This is a genomic window from Ramlibacter sp. AN1015 (genome assembly GCF_037726105.1).
In the GTDB taxonomy this organism is placed as follows: domain Bacteria; phylum Pseudomonadota; class Gammaproteobacteria; order Burkholderiales; family Burkholderiaceae_C; genus Ramlibacter.
Window position 1 is genome coordinate 310,599 of sequence record NZ_JBBJUM010000003.1, and the last position, 17,026, is coordinate 327,624.

The 17,026-nt window shown below is 66.5% G+C and carries 13 protein-coding genes; 9 read left to right on the forward strand and 4 right to left on the reverse strand.

Annotation, left to right across the window (positions count from 1 at the left end; all coding sequences use genetic code 11):
• Positions 1 to 105 precede the first annotated feature (105 nt).
• The 6 genes from WG922_RS06685 to rpoD all read left to right on the forward strand — a co-directional run bounded on the left by WG922_RS06685 (position 106) and on the right by rpoD (position 9,371).
• Positions 106 to 660, forward strand: coding sequence for a phasin family protein (locus WG922_RS06685; protein ID WP_340281538.1), 555 nt, complete (start codon positions 106 to 108; stop codon positions 658 to 660).
• Between the two features lie 383 nt (positions 661 to 1,043).
• Positions 1,044 to 2,093 (forward strand): extracellular solute-binding protein, encoded by a 1,050-nt coding sequence (locus WG922_RS06690; RefSeq protein WP_340281540.1) that lies wholly within the window; start codon positions 1,044 to 1,046, stop codon positions 2,091 to 2,093.
• Positions 2,094 to 2,207: 114 nt separating this feature from the next.
• Positions 2,208 to 2,966 carry a 3-hydroxyacyl-CoA dehydrogenase gene (locus WG922_RS06695; protein WP_340281541.1) on the forward strand — a complete coding sequence of 253 codons (759 nt, stop codon included), beginning with the start codon at positions 2,208 to 2,210 and terminating at the stop codon, positions 2,964 to 2,966.
• Positions 2,967 to 3,018: 52 nt separating this feature from the next.
• Complete coding sequence (locus tag WG922_RS06700; protein WP_340281543.1) at positions 3,019 to 4,806, forward strand: gamma-glutamyltransferase family protein; 1,788 nt, start codon at positions 3,019 to 3,021, stop codon at positions 4,804 to 4,806.
• A 67-nt stretch (positions 4,807 to 4,873) separates the two neighbouring features.
• Positions 4,874 to 6,715 carry a DNA primase gene (gene dnaG, locus WG922_RS06705; protein ID WP_340281545.1) on the forward strand — a complete coding sequence of 614 codons (1,842 nt, stop codon included), beginning with the start codon at positions 4,874 to 4,876 and terminating at the stop codon, positions 6,713 to 6,715.
• 265 nt (positions 6,716 to 6,980) lie between these two features.
• Positions 6,981 to 9,371, forward strand: a complete 2,391-nt coding sequence (rpoD, locus tag WG922_RS06710) for an RNA polymerase sigma factor RpoD (protein WP_340281546.1) — start codon at positions 6,981 to 6,983, stop codon at positions 9,369 to 9,371.
• 107 nt (positions 9,372 to 9,478) lie between these two features.
• Here the strand turns inward: rpoD and WG922_RS06715 are convergent, their stop codons facing one another.
• Positions 9,479 to 10,918, reverse strand: a complete 1,440-nt coding sequence (locus tag WG922_RS06715) for a hypothetical protein (RefSeq protein ID WP_340281549.1) — start codon at positions 10,916 to 10,918, stop codon at positions 9,479 to 9,481.
• Between the two features lie 342 nt (positions 10,919 to 11,260).
• Here WG922_RS06715 and WG922_RS06720 point away from each other — a divergent pair, with 342 nt between their 5' ends.
• The 3 genes from WG922_RS06720 to WG922_RS06730 are packed head-to-tail and all read left to right on the forward strand — an operon-like array spanning position 11,261 to position 13,760.
• Positions 11,261 to 12,919, forward strand: a complete 1,659-nt coding sequence (locus WG922_RS06720; RefSeq protein ID WP_340281552.1) for an FAD-dependent oxidoreductase — start codon at positions 11,261 to 11,263, stop codon at positions 12,917 to 12,919.
• Between the two features lie 19 nt (positions 12,920 to 12,938).
• Positions 12,939 to 13,163 (forward strand): DUF2783 domain-containing protein, encoded by a 225-nt coding sequence (locus WG922_RS06725; RefSeq protein WP_340281554.1) that lies wholly within the window; start codon positions 12,939 to 12,941, stop codon positions 13,161 to 13,163.
• 57 nt (positions 13,164 to 13,220) lie between these two features.
• Positions 13,221 to 13,760, forward strand: a complete 540-nt coding sequence (locus WG922_RS06730) for a VOC family protein (RefSeq protein WP_340281555.1) — start codon at positions 13,221 to 13,223, stop codon at positions 13,758 to 13,760.
• Between the two features lie 8 nt (positions 13,761 to 13,768).
• Here the strand turns inward: WG922_RS06730 and WG922_RS06735 are convergent, their stop codons facing one another.
• From WG922_RS06735 to WG922_RS06745, 3 genes are all read right to left on the reverse strand, one after another.
• A complete protein-coding gene (locus WG922_RS06735; RefSeq protein WP_340281556.1) occupies positions 13,769 to 14,851 on the reverse strand; it encodes a hypothetical protein in 1,083 nt (360 codons plus the stop codon).
• A gap of 94 nt (positions 14,852 to 14,945) precedes the next feature.
• Positions 14,946 to 15,947, reverse strand: coding sequence for an aldo/keto reductase (locus tag WG922_RS06740; RefSeq protein ID WP_340281557.1), 1,002 nt, complete (start codon positions 15,945 to 15,947; stop codon positions 14,946 to 14,948).
• Between the two features lie 103 nt (positions 15,948 to 16,050).
• Positions 16,051 to 17,004, reverse strand: coding sequence for a Gfo/Idh/MocA family oxidoreductase (locus tag WG922_RS06745; protein ID WP_340281559.1), 954 nt, complete (start codon positions 17,002 to 17,004; stop codon positions 16,051 to 16,053).
• Positions 17,005 to 17,026 lie beyond the last annotated feature (22 nt).

Below are 17,026 nucleotides of genomic sequence, written 5' to 3' on the forward strand. Positions count from 1 at the left end.
GCCACCGCCCCTACAATTCAGCCTATGCTGCGGCGCAACATGGAAGTTCCGGCGGAGCAGCAATACCCCCCGAAGTACCACTACCCACCTCTTGGAGAGATATACATGCTGACCGCAGAACAAGTCCTGGCCTCCCACAAAGCCAACCTCGAAACCCTGTTCGGCCTGACCGCCAAAGCCTTCGAAGGCGTCGAAAAACTGGTCGAACTGAACATGACGGCGTCCAAGGCCGCCATCACCGAAGCCGCCGAGACCACCCAGGCACTGCTGACCACCAAGGACGCCCAGGAACTGCTGGCTCTGCAAGCCTCGCTGTTCCAGCCCCTGGCCGAGAAGACCGCTTCGTACAGCCGCCACCTCTACGAGATCGCCTCCGGCGCCGGCAGCGAGTTCGGCAAGACCTTCGAAGCACAAGCTGCCGACGTGCAGAAGAAGTTCCTGGCTGTCGTCGATAACGCAGCCAAGAACGCACCCGCCGGAAGCGAGACCGCCGTCGCTGTCTTCAAGAGCGCCGTTGCTGCCGGCAACAACGCACTCGAGTCCGTCCAGAAGGCCGTGAAGCAGGCCTCCGATGTCGCCGAAGCCAACTTCAACGCCGCCGCCACCACGGCCGTGAACGCAGCCAAATCGACGAGCACCTCGCGCACCGCCAAGCGCTGATCCGGCCCGGCGCGCTTCGGGAACTCTGCCGAAAGCGCCGTTACCAAACCGTTGCCTGAGCTTGTCAGGCAGGGTTTTCAGGTTGTCTCCTCGGGTCCTTCGACACCTTTGCGGTTCAGGATCCCTTGGCCCCAGTCGCAAGGCTGGGGCCTTTTCTTTTGTGCGTCACCACCGCGCCCGCAGCCTGTCCAAGCGCCTTCGCCGCTCACCCGCGCTGCGTGACGCTTTCGCGTGGCGAGGACGGCCTACTGCAGCAGCGCCCGGCCCGTCCAACATCGCAACACGCTATTCGAGCGTCAAATCTGCACACCGTTGATTGCGAATCATTCTCGCTTCCGTTTATGATGCGCGGCATTCCGCTTTCACCAACTTCGCGAGGACCCATGACCCATCGTCGCAATGCCATCGCCGTCGCCGGCCTTTTGCTCGCTGCCGCAACCGCCGCGTCAGCGCAGGATCAGGTGCTCAACCTCTACTCCGCCCGGCACTACTCGACCGACGAAGCGCTGTACGCCGACTTCACGAAGGCCACCGGCATCAAAATCAACCGGGTAGATGCCGACGATGCGGGCATCCTCGCGCGGCTGAAGGCCGAAGGTGCGGCCTCACCGGCCGACGTGATCCTGCTGGTGGATGCCGCGCGGCTGCACCGCGGCGAGGCGGACGGTCTGTTCAAACCCATCAAGTCGAAGGTGCTGGAAGAGGCTATTCCCGCCCAGTACCGCGGCCGCGAGAGCGCCGAGGGCACGCCGTGGTTCGGCTTTTCGACGCGCGCGCGCGTCGTGGTGTACGACAAGCTCAAGGTCAAGCGCGAGGACGTGGATACCTACGAGGAACTCGCGGATCCCAAGAACAAGGGCAAGCTGTGCATCCGCACCGGCTCGCACCCCTACAACCTATCGCTTTTCGGCTCCGTCATGGAGCACATGGGCGAGCAGCGCACGCAGGAGTGGCTCAAGGGGCTGGTGGCCAACTTCGCCCGCCAGCCCAAGGGAGGCGACACCGACCAGATCCGCGCCGTCGGCGCTGGCGAATGCCAGGTTGCGGTGAGCAACTCCTACTACATCGCCCGCCTGATGCGCTCTGACAAGCCCGAGGACAAGGCCCTCATGGAGCGAGTGGGCGTGGTGTTCCCGAATCAGAACAGCTGGGGCACCCACCTGAACATCGCCGGTGGCGCGGTTGCCAAGAACGCCAAGAACAGCGCCAACGCGGTCAAGTTCCTGGAGTACCTGGCGAGCCCGCAAGCCCAGAACTACTTCGCCAACGGCAACAACGAGTGGCCCACGGCGAAGAACGTGAAGGTCGATAACCGGGCACTGCAGGCGATGACCGACGGCGGTGAGTTCAAGGCAGAGACCATCCCGCTCGCGGCGGTGGGCGCCAACACCGTCAAGGTCCAGCAGATGCTCGACCGCGTCGGATTCAAGTGACCCTGCGCTGACGGCGGCGCGCGGCCCCTCCCGCCGCGCCGCCTGCGGTCTCGCGCCGCCGCTCCGACATAATCGTGACGTTTACGTCAACGTCAACTGAAACCAGGAGCATCCATGGACATCAAGGGCAAGGTCTTCATCGTCACGGGCGGCGCATCGGGGCTGGGCGAAGGCACGGCGCGCATGCTCGCCGCATGCGGTGGCACGGTGGTCATCGCCGACATGCAGGCGGACAAGGGTGAGGCCATTGCATCGGAGATCGGCGGCGCCTTCGTGCGTTGCGACGTGAGCCAGGAAGCCGATGCGCAGGCGGTGGTCACCAAGGCCGCTTCGCTGGGAAAGCTGATGGGCCTGGTCAACTGCGCGGGCATCGCCCCTGCGGAGAAAACGGTCGGCAAGAACGGCGCGCATAACCTGGGCGTGTTCACCAAGACCATCATGGTGAACCTGGTCGGCACCTTCAACATGATCCGCCTGGCGGCCGACGCGATGGGCCGCAACGAGCCCGAAGCCACCGGCGAGCGCGGCTGCATCATCTCGACCGCATCGGTCGCGGCCTATGACGGCCAGATCGGCCAAGCGGCTTACAGCGCCTCCAAGGGCGGCGTGGTCGGCATGACGCTGCCCATCGCGCGCGACCTGGCGCGCAGCGGCATCCGCAACATGACGATCGCCCCCGGCATATTCGGCACGCCGATGATGTTCGGCATGCCCAAGGAGGTGCAGGACTCGCTCGCCGCTGCGGTGCCCTTCCCCTCGCGCCTGGGCACGCCGCAGGATTACGCCAGGCTCGCGCGCCACATTTTCGAGAACGACATGCTCAACGGCGAGGTGATCCGCCTGGACGGCGCGATCCGGCTGGCGCCGCGCTGAGCGCACTGCGGCCGAGCCCGCGGCTAATATGGCCCTCCCCTCCGGAGACGCCATGACTTACCAGCTCGGCATCCTCGGCGTGGCGGCGCTGCTCGCCGCCTGCGCCGCCAACACTCCCGGCGCCCGTTTCGACTACCAGCCTCCTGCGCAACCCGAGGCGGCTTCGGCGATTGTCGAAAAGCCGGGGTGGACCACCACCCGCTGGGCTGTCGCTGCGGCCAATCCGCTGGCCACCGACGCCGGCAATCAGGTGCTCCAGGCCGGCGGCACTGCCGTCGATGCGGCCGTGGCCGTGCAGATGGTGCTCACTCTGGTCGAGCCGCAGTCCAGCGGCATCGGCGGCGGCGCCTTCCTGCTGCACCACGACGGCCGGCGAACCGAGGCCTTCGACGGCCGCGAGACCGCACCTGCGGCCGCCGACGAGAACCTGTTCATCGGCCCGGACGGCAAGCCGCTGCCGTTCTACCAGGCCGTGGTCGGCGGACGTTCGGTGGGCGTGCCCGGAACCGTCCGCATGCTGGAGACAGCCCACCGGCAACACGGCAAGCTGCCCTGGGCACAACTGATCCAGCCGGCGATCACCCTGGCCGAGTCCGGCTTCAAGGTGAGCCCACGGCTACACACGCTGCTGCGCAACGACGCCCACCTGAAGAACGACGCCATCGCCGCCGCCTATTTCTATCGCGCGGACGGCGATCCGCATCCTGTAGGCCACACGCTGCGCAACCCCGACCTCGCAGCGGTGCTGCGCCGCATCGCAGCAGAAGGGTCCGCGGCGCTGCACGAAGGGGAAATCGCGCAGGCCATCGTGGAGAAGGTGCGCCAGCACCCCACCAATTCCGGACGCCTCTCGATGGCCGACCTGGCTGCCTACCAGCCCAAGAGGCGCGAAGCGCTGTGTCACGACTGGCGCGCGGGCGGCAAGGATTGGCGCGTCTGCGGCTTCCCGCCGCCGAGCTCGGGCGCCATCGCCGTCGGGCAGATCCTGGGCATCCTGAACCACACGCCGGCCGCCGCCCTGCCCCTGCAGGACGGCCTGCCTTCGGCCGAATGGCTGCACTTCTATACCGAAGCGGCGCGCCTGGCGTTCGCCGACCGCGCCCAGTACCTGGCCGATCCTGACTTCGTGCAGCCGCCCGCTGGCAACTGGATGAGCCTGCTCGACCCCGCGTACCTGCGCCAGCGGGCGGCACTGATCGGGCCGCGCAGCATGGGAACGGCCCAGCCCGGCACGCCCCCCGGCGAGCGGCGGGCGCATGGAGCCATGCCGGAGCAACCCGAGTTCGGCACCTCCCACGTCAGCATCGTCGATCGCTGGGGCAACGCACTGGCGATGACGACCACCATCGAGGACCAGTTCGGTGCGCGGCAGATGGTGCGCGGCTTCCTCCTGAACAACGAGCTGACCGACTTCAGCTTCGCACCTCGCGACGCGCAGGGCCGCCCCATCGCCAACCGCGTCGAGCCGGGCAAGCGCCCGCGCTCGTCGATGGCGCCCACACTGGTGTTCGACAAGACCACGGGCCAGCTCGCCATGACCGCCGGCAGCCCTGGCGGGGCCCTCATCATCCATTTCACGGCCAAGACGCTGCAGGGCGTTCTCGGGTGGGGCCTTTCGCCGCAGAGTGCGATCGACCTGCCGAACTTCGGCTCGAACAACGGCCCCACGCTGCTGGAGGAGAGGCGTTTTCCGCCAGCAACCGTCGAGGCCGTGCGCGGGCGCGGCGCCGAGGTGCGCGAGCAGGCCATGACGAGCGGATTGCAGGCTATTGCGCGCAGGCCCGGCGGATGGATCGGCGGCGCCGACCCGCGGCGCGAGGGCGTCGTGATGGGCGAGTGAGCCGCAGGGGCGTCGCGGCGGCGCGTCGGTCGCCCTCGTCACAATACGGGTGAGCGACCGACTCCCCATGGCCATCCCCGACACCTTCATCCAGGAACTGCTGGCCCGCGCCGACGTGGTCGAGATCGTCGGCCGCCATGTGCCCCTGAAAAAGACAGGCGCCAACTTTTCGGGCCTGTGCCCCTTCCACAGCGAAAAGTCGCCCTCGTTCACCGTCAGCCCGACCAAGCAGTTCTTCCATTGCTTCGGCTGCGGCAAGCACGGCAACGCGCTGGGTTTCCTGATGGAGCACACCGGCATGGGCTTTGTCGATGCGGTGAAGGACCTGGCCGCCGAATACGGCATGCAGATCCCCCAGGACGAGCGTTCGCCCGAGGACCGTGCGCGGGCCGCCGAGCAGCGGCAAAAGCAGGCGACGCTCAGCGAGGTACTTGAGAAGGCGGCCGACGCCTACCGCAAGCACCTGAAGAACGCCCCGCGCGCCATCGCCTACCTGAAGCAGCGCGGGCTGTCGGGTGAAATCGCCCGCCAGTTCGGGCTGGGCTATGCGCCGGAAGGCTGGCGGTCCCTCGCCAGCGTCTTTCCTGCCTACGACGACCCACTGCTCAGCGAAAGCGGCCTGGTGATCGTCCATGAGGAAGACGACAAGCGCTATGACCGCTTCCGCGACCGCATCATCTTTCCCATCCGCAACGTCAAGGGCGAGTGCATCGGCTTCGGCGGGCGGGTGCTGGGGGACGAAAAGCCCAAGTACCTCAACTCGCCCGAGACGCCCGTATTCAGCAAGGGGCGCGAGCTTTACGGGCTTTTCGAAGCGCGGCAGGCGCTGCGCGAGCATGGCTATGTGCTCGTCACCGAAGGCTACATGGACGTCGTTGCGCTGGCCCAACTCGGCTTTCCGAATGCCGTGGCCACGCTAGGCACCGCCTGCACGCCCGAGCACGTCCAAAAGCTGTTCCGCTTCACCGACAGCGTGGTCTTCAGCTTCGACGGCGACGCTGCCGGGCGGCGAGCGGCGCGCAAGGCACTGGAGGGTGCCCTGCCCTATGCCACCGACCTGCGCAGCGTGAAGTTCCTGTTCCTGCCGCCCGACCACGATCCCGACAGCTACATCCGCGCGCACGGCCGCGATGCATTCGCGCGTTATGTGGGCGAGGCTACGCCGCTGTCGCGCTTCCTGGTCGATACGGCGCGCGAAGGGTGCGACCTGGCGACCGCCGAGGGGCGTGCCCACATGGCGGCCACCGCCAAACCGCTGTGGAGCCTGCTGCCCGATGGCGCGCTCAAGCGCCAGTTGCTCGGCGAAATCGCCGGGCTCGCTCAGCTCGATGCGCACGACCTCGCCGCGCTCTGGAGCGGCCGCCCCCTGAGCGGTAGCGGGCAGCAGCGCCAGGCGCATCCGAAAGGCGGGCGCCGCACCGGCTGGGCAAATCGCCAAAACCCCGAGCATGCGGACGCGGCCGCGCCCGGTCGCAGTCGAGGCCGCGCCCTGCCGCCGGGCCGCGCCGACCGCGCCCTGCAGATTCTGCTGTCCGACGCCGCGAGCTGGGCCCGCCTGTCCAACGACGACCACCACCTCCTGTGCGCGCTGCCTGCGCCACACGGCCCGCTGTTCGCGTGGCTCGACGCCCGGCTGCACGACCAGGGCCCCCTGCCTTGGGAGGCCCTGCGCCCCGCATTGACAGGACATGAGTACGAAAGCTTCGCCTCCACGCTGATGGCGCGTCTGCCCGAGGCGATCGAGAACGATCCAGCCGAGCTCGCGCACATCCTGGAGCGCGAGCGCGACCGTTTGCGCGCAGAGGAAATGAAGGCGCTGTCGCTGCGTGCCGCGAGCGACCCCGCAGCCTACGAACGGCTGCGCCAGCTTGTGGCGAGCACGCGATCGAGTACCCTGCCAGGGTCTTGAAAAATACGGCCTTCGCTATAATGTGCGGTTTGCTCGCGGCAAGAGCGACAGCAGCACCTCCGGGCCCCGGCCGACCGTGACATGCGGACACGCACACGACAGCGCCACTTCACCGCAAGGACTGCACTCCAAATGTTCGCCCACCCATCTTGCCCCTGCGCCGCAGCGTCCCGGATCGTCGGGGCCTAGGCGCTCGTCTTCCCCGCGCCGGGTCCGTTGGCGCGCTCGTGTTTGGTGTTCCCTCAGATGTCAGAGGACCTCGTACATGCCCGCACAAAAGTCAGCCAAGGCCGCAGCGAAACCCGCCGCGAAGAAAACGATCAAACCCGCAATTCATCTCGGTAACCCAGCCGCAGCCAAGCCCACCCTGAAGGTGGTCGCGGTGCCGCCGGCTGCCAAGCCAACCACGAAAGCCAAGCCTGTGCCTGCTACGAAGACCACTGCAAAGACCACCGACAAAGCTGCCGCCAAGGAAGACCTCAAGAAGACGGCCACGGTCGCTGCCGGGGCCGATGAAGTCGTCGTGAAGAAGAAGCCGGGCCGCCCGCCGAAGGCGGCTACGGAATCCGATGCGGCGGCGAAGGCGCCCGCCAAGCGGGGCCGCAAACCCAAGGCCGCCACGGCGTCGGCCAAGCCCGCGGCCGCGGAGACCGAGGACGAGGACCTCTCCGACATCGAAGCCGAGTTCTCCGAAGAGCCGGCCGCCGAGACGGAGACGGCCACGACCGAGAAGGTCAAGCCGCTGCGCATGAAGATCAGCAAGGCCAAGGAACGTGCCTTGATGAAGGAGTTCGGCCTGGACGAGACCGTCCTCACCGAAGAGGAAATGCTCAAGCGGCGCCAGCGGCTCAAGACGCTGATCAAGCTGGGCAAGACCCGCGGCTACCTCACCCACGCGGAGATCACCGACCACCTGCCTGAAAAGCTGGTCGAGGCCGAGACCCTGGAGGTCGTGGTGTCCATGCTCAACGACATGGGCGTGGCCGTGTACGAGCAGACCCCGGACGCCGAGACCCTGCTTCTGACCAACACCGGTCCCACCGCCGCGACCGAGGAAGAAGCCGAAGAGGAAGCCGAAGCCGCCCTGTCCACCGTGGACAGCGAGTTCGGCCGCACCACCGACCCGGTGCGCATGTACATGCGCGAGATGGGCACCGTCGAGCTGCTCACGCGCGAGGGCGAGATCGAGATTGCCAAGCGCATCGAAGGCGGGCTGCAGGCCATGATGGAGGCCATCTCCGCCTCGCCCGCAACCATCGCCGAGATCCTGCGCATGGCGGCCGAGATCCGCGAGGGCAAGGTCGTCATCTCCACCGTGGTCGATGGCTTCTCCAACCCCAACGAGGCCGACGACTACGTGGCCGAGGAAGACTTCGACGAGTTCGATGCCGACGACGACGACGACGGCAACGGCGGCTCCAAGGCGCTCACCAAGAAGCTCGAGGAGCTCAAGAACCAGGCGCTGGAGCGCTTCAGCCGCATCGCCGAACTGTTCGAGAAGATCCACGCGATCTACGACAAGGAAGGCTACGGAACGCCTGCCTACCAGAAGGCGCAGCATGAGCTCTCCACCGAGCTGATGACGATCCGCTTCACGGCCAAGACCATCGAGAAGCTGTGCGACATGGTGCGCACCCAGGTCGATGACGTGCGCAAGAAAGAGCGCGAGCTGCGCCGCATCATCGTGGACAAGTGCGGCATGCCGCAGGAGATCTTCATCAAGGAGTTCCCGCCCAACCTGCTGAACCTCAAGTGGGTCGAAAAGCAGGCTGCCGCGGCCAAGCCCTGGAGCACCGTGATCGCGCGCAACATCCCGCCTATCCAGGAGCTGCAGACCAAGCTGACCGACATCCAGTCGCGCGTGGTCGTGCCGCTGGGCGAGCTCAAGGAGATCAACAAGCGCATGAACGAGGGCGAAGCCGCATCGCGCGATGCCAAGAAGGAGATGATCGAGGCCAACCTGCGGCTGGTGATCTCCATCGCCAAGAAGTACACCAACCGCGGCCTGCAGTTCCTGGACCTGATCCAGGAGGGCAACATCGGCCTGATGAAGGCGGTCGACAAGTTCGAATACCGCCGCGGCTACAAATTCTCGACCTACGCCACCTGGTGGATCCGGCAGGCCATCACGCGCTCGATCGCGGACCAGGCCCGCACGATCCGCATTCCGGTGCACATGATCGAGACCATCAACAAGATGAACCGCATCTCGCGCCAGCACCTGCAGGAGTTCGGCTTCGAGCCCGACGCCGGCATCCTGGCGGCCAAGATGGAGATTCCCGAGGACAAGATCCGCAAGATCATGAAGATCGCGAAGGAGCCGATCTCGATGGAAACGCCCATCGGGGACGACGACGATTCGCACCTGGGCGACTTCATCGAGGACACCGGCAACACCGCCCCGATCGAGGCGGCCATGCAGGCTGGCCTGCGCGACGTGGTCAAGGACATCCTCGACAGCCTGACGCCGCGCGAGGCCAAGGTGCTGCGCATGCGCTTCGGCATCGAGATGAGCACCGACCACACGCTGGAAGAGGTCGGCAAGCAGTTCGACGTCACCCGCGAGCGCATCCGCCAGATAGAAGCCAAGGCGCTGCGCAAGCTCAAGCACCCGAGCCGTTCGGACAAGCTGCGCAGCTTCATCGATTCGCTCTGATCGACGCGGAGCGGAGCATCAAGAAGGGACCCTCGGGTCCCTTTTTCGTGGCGATGCAGGCCAGCGCCTGCGGCGTGGCGACGCCTGAAGGGGCGCCGGCCGCGCAGTCAAGCGGGAGCGGCGCCAGTTTCGGGCACTGACCGCGCCTGGGAATGAACTCTCGACCAGCCGACCTGTCGGCGAAGGTCTGGGTCAGCCGCCACGCGCATGAAGTCTCCCTCATCGCTATGCGTGCAGCGGTCGATCAGCATCTTCGCGCGCAACGCGGAAATCTCTTCCCGGCGCGCAGGCGCCGGCGTTTGGCGCCAGGTGCTCGAGAAGTCGTCCAGGGCGCTCACGACGTCGTCAACTTCGGTGGCCTTTGCGACACGCTCGTTGACGATCCTGGCCGCCTTGAAGGCGAAAGTACCGCAGGCATTGCTGGTTCCGTCGAGTTCCTTGCGCGTCATCGTCTTCTTCAGTCGATCGAATCCCGACTCCTGCAGGTGGCCGCCACACACGGTCAGGGCGAGCTTGTAGGCGCCAGCGCCGACGGCTTGCTTGTCCGCCAGGGCTTCCGAGAGCTTGCGCTTCACAAGTGCCGTCGATTCGTCGCTCTTCAGACTGTCGAAGAGAACACACGGAACCGTCGTCGTTCCCGCTTCCTTCCTCGGGGAAAACACGATCACGGCCGTCCAGTGGTTGTCTCGCAGGTTGAGCATCAGGGTCACCGGCTTGCCGAGCGCCTGCGCCGCTTGCACTGCACTCATGGGACCTGCGCCGCCGACCTGGCGCGAGAAGTTCGCCAAGGCCGAAGCCCGCGCATTCGGCGTGATCGATCCCGGGTTTGGCACGACCGGACAACGGTCCATCTCGCATATCGCCCGCATTTCGTGCTGGTCCATGAAGCGGTCCGTGCGCAGCAGGTCCTCGACGCCACCCGTCGGGCCGAGGGCACGGGACAGCCCCTTCCATGGATTGCGAAAGTTGAGTTCCATTTTCCTGAGACTGTCGGGTCCGAGGATGTCCACGCCCAGACCGATCGTCCCGGTCTCCTCTCGGTGGCATTCGAGGGCGAGCTGGACCAGCGCTTGCGCCCTCTCCTTGCTCTGTGGAACCACTTTCGTCATCACTGCGCCCGACTGCACCAGTTCCTCGGTGCTGGAGGGCGTCAGCAGCTGCTTCACCCTGTTCGTGCATTCTTCGGCCAAGGCGTCCTTGGCCGTCCTGGGCGTGCCGGACACGCGATAGGCATTGACCAACTCCGTGCGGACCGCCTTACCCAGCTCAGCGTTGCCGCAGGCGCCGTTGTTCCGCACGAGGACATCGACCAGCCCTTTGATCACCGCCGTGTTGCCGGCCCGAAAGCCGGTGACGAGAAAGTCCAGTGCTTTGGAGCGTGCCGGTTCGCCGGCCTCGAGCTCCGCCAGCTTGGTGCCGATGATCCGGTTGTTCTGAGCCTGGATTTCTACCCTGCTGATCTGCGAGCGGCTCAGCCTGGCGACCACGCGGTCCTTCAGCGATCTGAACGTCCATCCGGCATTCGCAGCGGCGGCCCGTGATTGCATTGCCGCCGCGCTCGAGGGCGCCGGTGACGGGCTGGCAGACACCGACCGCCCCAGAAAGGAAGCGATCCGATGCGTGGTGCGCCCTGCTCGCAACGGGGCCGCGGAGGAGCCCGCTGCGATCGGCGTAGAAGAAGTCGTTCTTACGTTCGTGGGCATCGGCGGCTCCCCATCAAGGTGGCGGCAGGATCGACGGGCTACGGCATTCAGCCCATCAGTAACTCGGCCGTACGCGGCGGTTCCGCCAGCTGCGCGCCCCCAGCTCCCCTGCCCCTTGATGTGGATCAAGCGTCTCTGTAGTTTCGTTTAGTACAACCCATTCCTCATTAGTGAATCGAGGACGTCATGGGCACGTATAGCTATCCCAGCTTCCCGTACACCCCGCCCGAGGATCTGCGGTCTACGCCGGGGCGGCGTCCGCTGGTCATCGTCGGGGCCGGGCCGGTCGGCCTGGCAGCGGCCATCGACGCGCGCCTGCAGGGCTTGCCCGTGCTCTTGCTCGACGAGGACCAGTCGGTCTCCGTCGGCTCGCGGGCCGTGTGCTACGCCAAGCGGGCCCTGGAGATCCTGGACCGCCTGGGGGTGGGGGACGAAGCCTGCGCGAAAGGCGTGGGCTGGAACGTCGGGCGGACCTTCTTCGGCGAGCAGGAGGTCTACCGCTTCGACCTGGTGCCGCAGCCCGGCCACCGTCGCCCCGGCATGATCAACCTGCAGCAGTACCACCTGGAGGAGATGCTGGTGGCGCGCGCCCGCGCGCTCGGCGTCGATATCCGCTGGCGCTACAGGGTGGTCAGCGTGCAACCCCAGGCCGACCATGTGCGGCTGCAGGTGGAGACACCCGACGGCATGCTGCAGCTCGATGCCGACTGGCTCGTCGCCGCCGACGGCGCACGCAGCCCGATCCGCCGGGCGCTGGGGCTGGAGATCGACGGGCGCATCTTCATGGACCGCTTCCTGATCGCCGACGTGGTGATGCAGGCCGACTACCCTGCCGAGCGCTGGCTCTGGTTCGATCCGCCCTTCCATCGCGGGCAGACCGTCCTGCTGCACAAGCAAGCCGACAACGTCTGGCGCATCGACTTCCAGCTCGGCTGGGACGCCGATCCCGAGGAGGAGAAGAAGCCCGAGAAGGTGCTCCCCCGCATCCGCGCCATGCTGGGCGACGAGCGACCGTTCGAGCTGGAGTGGGTCAGCATCTATACCTTCCAGTGCCGCCGCATGAAGGACTTCCGCGCCGGCCGCGTGCTGTTCGTCGGCGACGCCGCGCACCAGGTCTCGCCCTTCGGCGCGCGGGGCGCGAATTCCGGCTTCCAGGACACCGACGACCTGATGTGGAAGCTGGCCCTCGTGATGCGGGGCGAAGCGCCCGACGCCCTGCTGGACACCTATAGCCAGGACCGCACCTACGCCGCCGACGAAAACATCGCCAACTCCACGCGCTCCACCGACTTCATCACGCCCAAGAGCCGGGTGAGCAAGGTGTTTCGCAACGCGGTGCTCGACCTCGCGCGCGAGCAGCCCTTCGCGCGCATGCTGGTCAACTCCGGGCGCCTGTCGGTGCCGTCGTTCCTGGTGCAGTCGCGCCTGAGCACACCCGACACCGACACCTTTGCCGGCGACATGGTGCCCGGCGCGCCGATGGCGGACGCACCGGTGCGCGAAGACGGTCGCGATGGCTGGCTGCTCGGCGCATTGGGAGGGCGCTTCACGCTGCTGGTGTTCGCACCCGAGGCCGCCGCGCTCGGCCCCTCGAAGCGCGACGCCTTCGCCACGCTGGCCCACGGTGCCATCCCCGTCGAAAGCGTCGTCGTCACGCCGACGGGAGGCGAGCGATCCGGCATCCGCGTGCTGCAGGACACCCAGGGCCTGGCGGCGCAGCGCTACGACGCCGCAGCGGGCGCCGTCTACCTGATCCGCCCCGACCAGCATGTGGCCGCACGCTGGCGCGAGTTCGACGCCGGACGCGTGCGCGCCGCCCTGGCACGAGCCACCTGCAACACCTGAGCAAAAGGAGGAGTGCCCGATGCCCCTGAATGTCCAACCCAATTTCGGTGAACCCGGCCGACGCTACTTTCGCGACTTCACCCCGGGCGACGACTTCTACGAAGCCTTGCTCGATGCCCACGGCGACCTCAGCGACGAGCAGAGCGAGCAGCTCAACGCCCGGCTGATCCTGCTGCTGTGCAACCACATCGGCGACACCGCCGTGCTGCGCGAGGCACTCGCCCTGGCGCGCAAGGACCTGTAGCCCAAGAACCGCAAACCCGCGACCCGCAATCCGCAATCCGCAATCGAAGGAGACCCCATGAGCATCCGCAAGATCCACCACGTCGCCTACCGCTGCAAGGACGCCAGGGAAACGGTGAACTGGTATCGCACGCACCTGGGCATGAACTTCGTGCTGGCCATCGCCGAGGACCAGGTGCCCTCGACGCACGCGCCCGACCCGTACATGCACGTGTTCCTCGACGCCGGCGGCGGCAACGTCCTTGCGTTCTTCGAGATCCCCAACTCGCCGCCGATGGGCCGCGACGGCAACACGCCCGAGTGGGTGCAGCACCTCGCGCTGGAGGTCGAGAGCGTGGAGGAACTGGACGCGGCACGCGTGCGGCTGCAGGCCGCCGGCATCGAGGTGCTAGGCCCGACCGACCACACGCTGTTCAAGTCGATCTACTTCTTCGATCCGAACGGGCACCGCGTCGAACTCGCCGCCAACACTGCGACGCCCGAGATGTTCCAGCGACTTGATGCGGTGAAGGAGGAGATGCTGGAGGAATGGAGCCGCACGCGGCGGGCGCCCAAGCATGCGGCGTGGATGCATGAGCGGGAGTTTGCGGCCGCTTGAACGGCGCCCTATGACATCACCGGCTCACGCTTCTGAGGCCCCGAAATCAGCTCGGCACGCAGCGCGCCGACGATTTCCTTGCGAGTGGAGGCTTCGAGATCCGACCACTCCGCCTCCCTGGCTCCTAAAAAGTCCAATACCGACGCGAACGTTCCTGGGGTGCCACTCTGCACGGCAGCGCCGACTTCCCGAAGCGTGCGCAGGGACAGCGGCGCACAGCCGTTCGGGGCGTCTAGCTCCTGCATCCGGGCACGGACGCACGCGTAGTCGAAACGTGCGTCATCGACTTGCATGAGCGATTCCAATGGTGTGCGGAACGCTCCGGAGACAGTCTCGGGCGCCTCCTCGAGGCGACGATCGGAGTCGAATACGAGGAATCCGAGTCTGGCATTCGATGGCGGACAGACGATGAGGGACACCCAATGGTTGTGTCCGGTATGGACCAGCGCCGCCTGCAGCGTGCTGTCACTGCGCGCCTTATCGACCATTCGTGTCACAGCGTCCTTGAACGGCTCCACGTCATTCAAGGACAGCGCGTCAGGCCAGATTTCGAGTGCATCGCTGCACGCGTCGAGCCTCCCCAGTTCCTCATCTGGAATCAGCCTCGCAGGGCTGGCCAACTCGTCCGCACTCCTGCGGTCGAAGTGGCTCCCGGGGTTCACCCGCCAGAACAACTCCCTGCGCGTGGCATCGAGTGATCCCCTGTCGTTCCGCACCGACGCCGTCCGATCGGCCATGTACAACAAGCCGGTGGAGAGGATGACCGCTGCCGGCCGCCCATGCTGCAGGTCATAGATCTTGTTTCTGATGGACCCCCGCGTTTCAGCGGACATGGTCGTATCCGCGTACGCACGAAGCAGGGATCGCGTCGCAAGCCTAGCGAGCTCCGCCTTCCTTGCGGGTACCGACTTGGCATCGATGCGGGTTGTGACCGCAAGATTCAGCAAGGTGTCAATCGCAGCTTCGTCACCCTCTTTGGCCGCCAACCCCAGGAATTTGAAGTCTGTGGGCAAATCCGCGGTTGCCTCCGCCTTGCGCTCGGTACCCCACAGAGCAGTGGCGATGTTGCCGGTTGCCTGGTGAACGTCCATTCGCTGCGTCCTAAAGCGCAGTCAGCTCCGCGCCATCAAGCCGGCCAGGATTGACCGCTGGCTGAGTAACGGTCGCCCCGAGCTTGTTCCACCCTCAGAACTCCTCCGTATCCACCTCCGCACGCGACTGCTCCGAATAGCGGTTACCCACCACGGTGCCCTGGTTGATGTGCGCATCCAGCCGCGCGAGCAGGTCCGCGCCCAGGCGCAGGTCGGCCGCGGCAAGGTCTTCGAGCAGGTGGTCCACGCGCGTGGTGCCCGGGATCGGGTGGATGTCCGGCCCCTGGTGCAGCAGCCACGCCAGGGCCAACTGCGCCGGCGTGCAACCGGCCTCCTGCGCCAGCGCCTTGTAGCCGGGCAGCAGCCGCAGGTTGGCCGCGTAGTTCTCTGGCTGGAAGCGCGGCATGGGCTTGCGAATGTCCTTGGCCGGCAGCGTGCCCACGTCGTGCAGCGCGTCGCACAGGAAGCCGCGAGCCACCGGGCTGAAGGCCACGAAACTCACGCCCAGCTCGCGGCAGGCCTGCAGCACCGCGATCTCGGGATTGCGCGTCCACAGCGAATACTCGGTCTGCAGCGCTGCGACCGGGTGCTCCGCGTGCGCCTTGCGCAGCGTCGTGGCGGACACCTCGGACAGCCCGATGGCACGCACCTTGCCCTCCTGCACCAGCCGGCTCAGCGCGCCGACGCTCTCCTCGATCGGCACCTTCTTGTCCCAGCGGTGGAGGTAGTAGAGATCGATCACGTCGGTCTGCAGCCGCCGCAGGCTGTCCTCGCAGTTGCGGCGTATGGCCTCCGGCCGGCCATCGATGACGCGGCGAACCACGCCGTCGTCTCCCGCCACGCCCGCCATGCCGCCCTTGCTGGCCAGCGTGATGCGCTGTCGATGCGGCCGGAGCACACGCCCGGCCATGGTTTCGCTCGCCCCGAAGCCATAGAGCGCGGCGAGGTCGAAATGCGTCACGCCCGCATCGATCGCCGCCTGCAGCACCGCCTCGGCCTGCTCGGGCGGCGGCGGGGTTCCATAGGCGTGGCTCAGGTTCATGCAGCCCAGGCCGATGGCCGAAACCTGGAAGGGACCGAGTTGACGTGTGTGCATGGAAGCGACCTTGCGCGAAGTTGATGGACCAAAGCAAGAGGCCGGGCGGGGCCCGGCCTCGAGGCGTGCGCGACGACATCGCGCGCGCACCGTGACAGGCGCGCTACTGCAGCTGCTGTTCCAGCTGGTGCAGCACCTCGTAGCAGGGCAGCACCTGGGCGACACTGGCGTTGGGTTCGCGGCCTTCGCGAATGGCGGAGAAGAACTCACGGTCCTGCAGCTCGATGCCGTTCATCGACACGTCCACCTTCGACACGTCGATCTTTTCCTCCTTGCCGTTCACCAGATCGTCGTAGCGGGCGATGTAGGTGGCGGTGTCGCCGATGTAGCGGAAGAAGGTGCCCAGCGGACCGTCGTTGTTGAAGGACAGGCTCAGGGTGCAGATCGCGCCGTTCTCGGTTTTGAGCTGGATGCTCATGTCCATCGCGATGCCGAGCTGCGGATGGATCGGCCCCTGCACCGCGTTGGCCTTCACCACGCGGCTGCCGGTCTGGTACTGGAACAGGTCCACCGTGTGCGCGGCGTGGTGCCACAGCAGGTGGTCGGTCCAGCTGCGCGGCTGGCCCAGCGCGTTCATGTTGCTGCGACGGAAGAAGTAGGTCTGCACGTCCATCTGCTGGATGGCGAACTCACCGGCCCGGATCTTCTTGTGCACGTACTGGTGGCTGGGGTTGAAGCGGCGGGTGTGGCCGCACATCGCCACCAGGCCCGTCTGCTTCTGCAGGGCCACCACGTCCTGCGCGTCCTTCAGGTTGTCGGCCAGCGGAATCTCGACCTGCACGTGCTTGCCCGCCTGCATGCAGGCGATCGCCTGCGAGGCGTGCATCTGCGTCGGCGTGCACAGGATGACGGCATCGACCTCCTTGAGTGCGAGGCTCTCGGCCAGGTCGGTGGTGACGTGCCCGATGCCGTACTTCTGCGCCACTTCGCGGGTTTTCTCGAGCTCGCGCCCGACCACGGACACGACCTCGACGCCGTCGATGTTGCGGATGCCGTCCAGGTGCTTGACGCCGAAGGCGCCGGCGCCCGCCAGGGCGACTCGGATGTTCTTGCTCATGCTTTTCTTTCCCTTTTCGCGG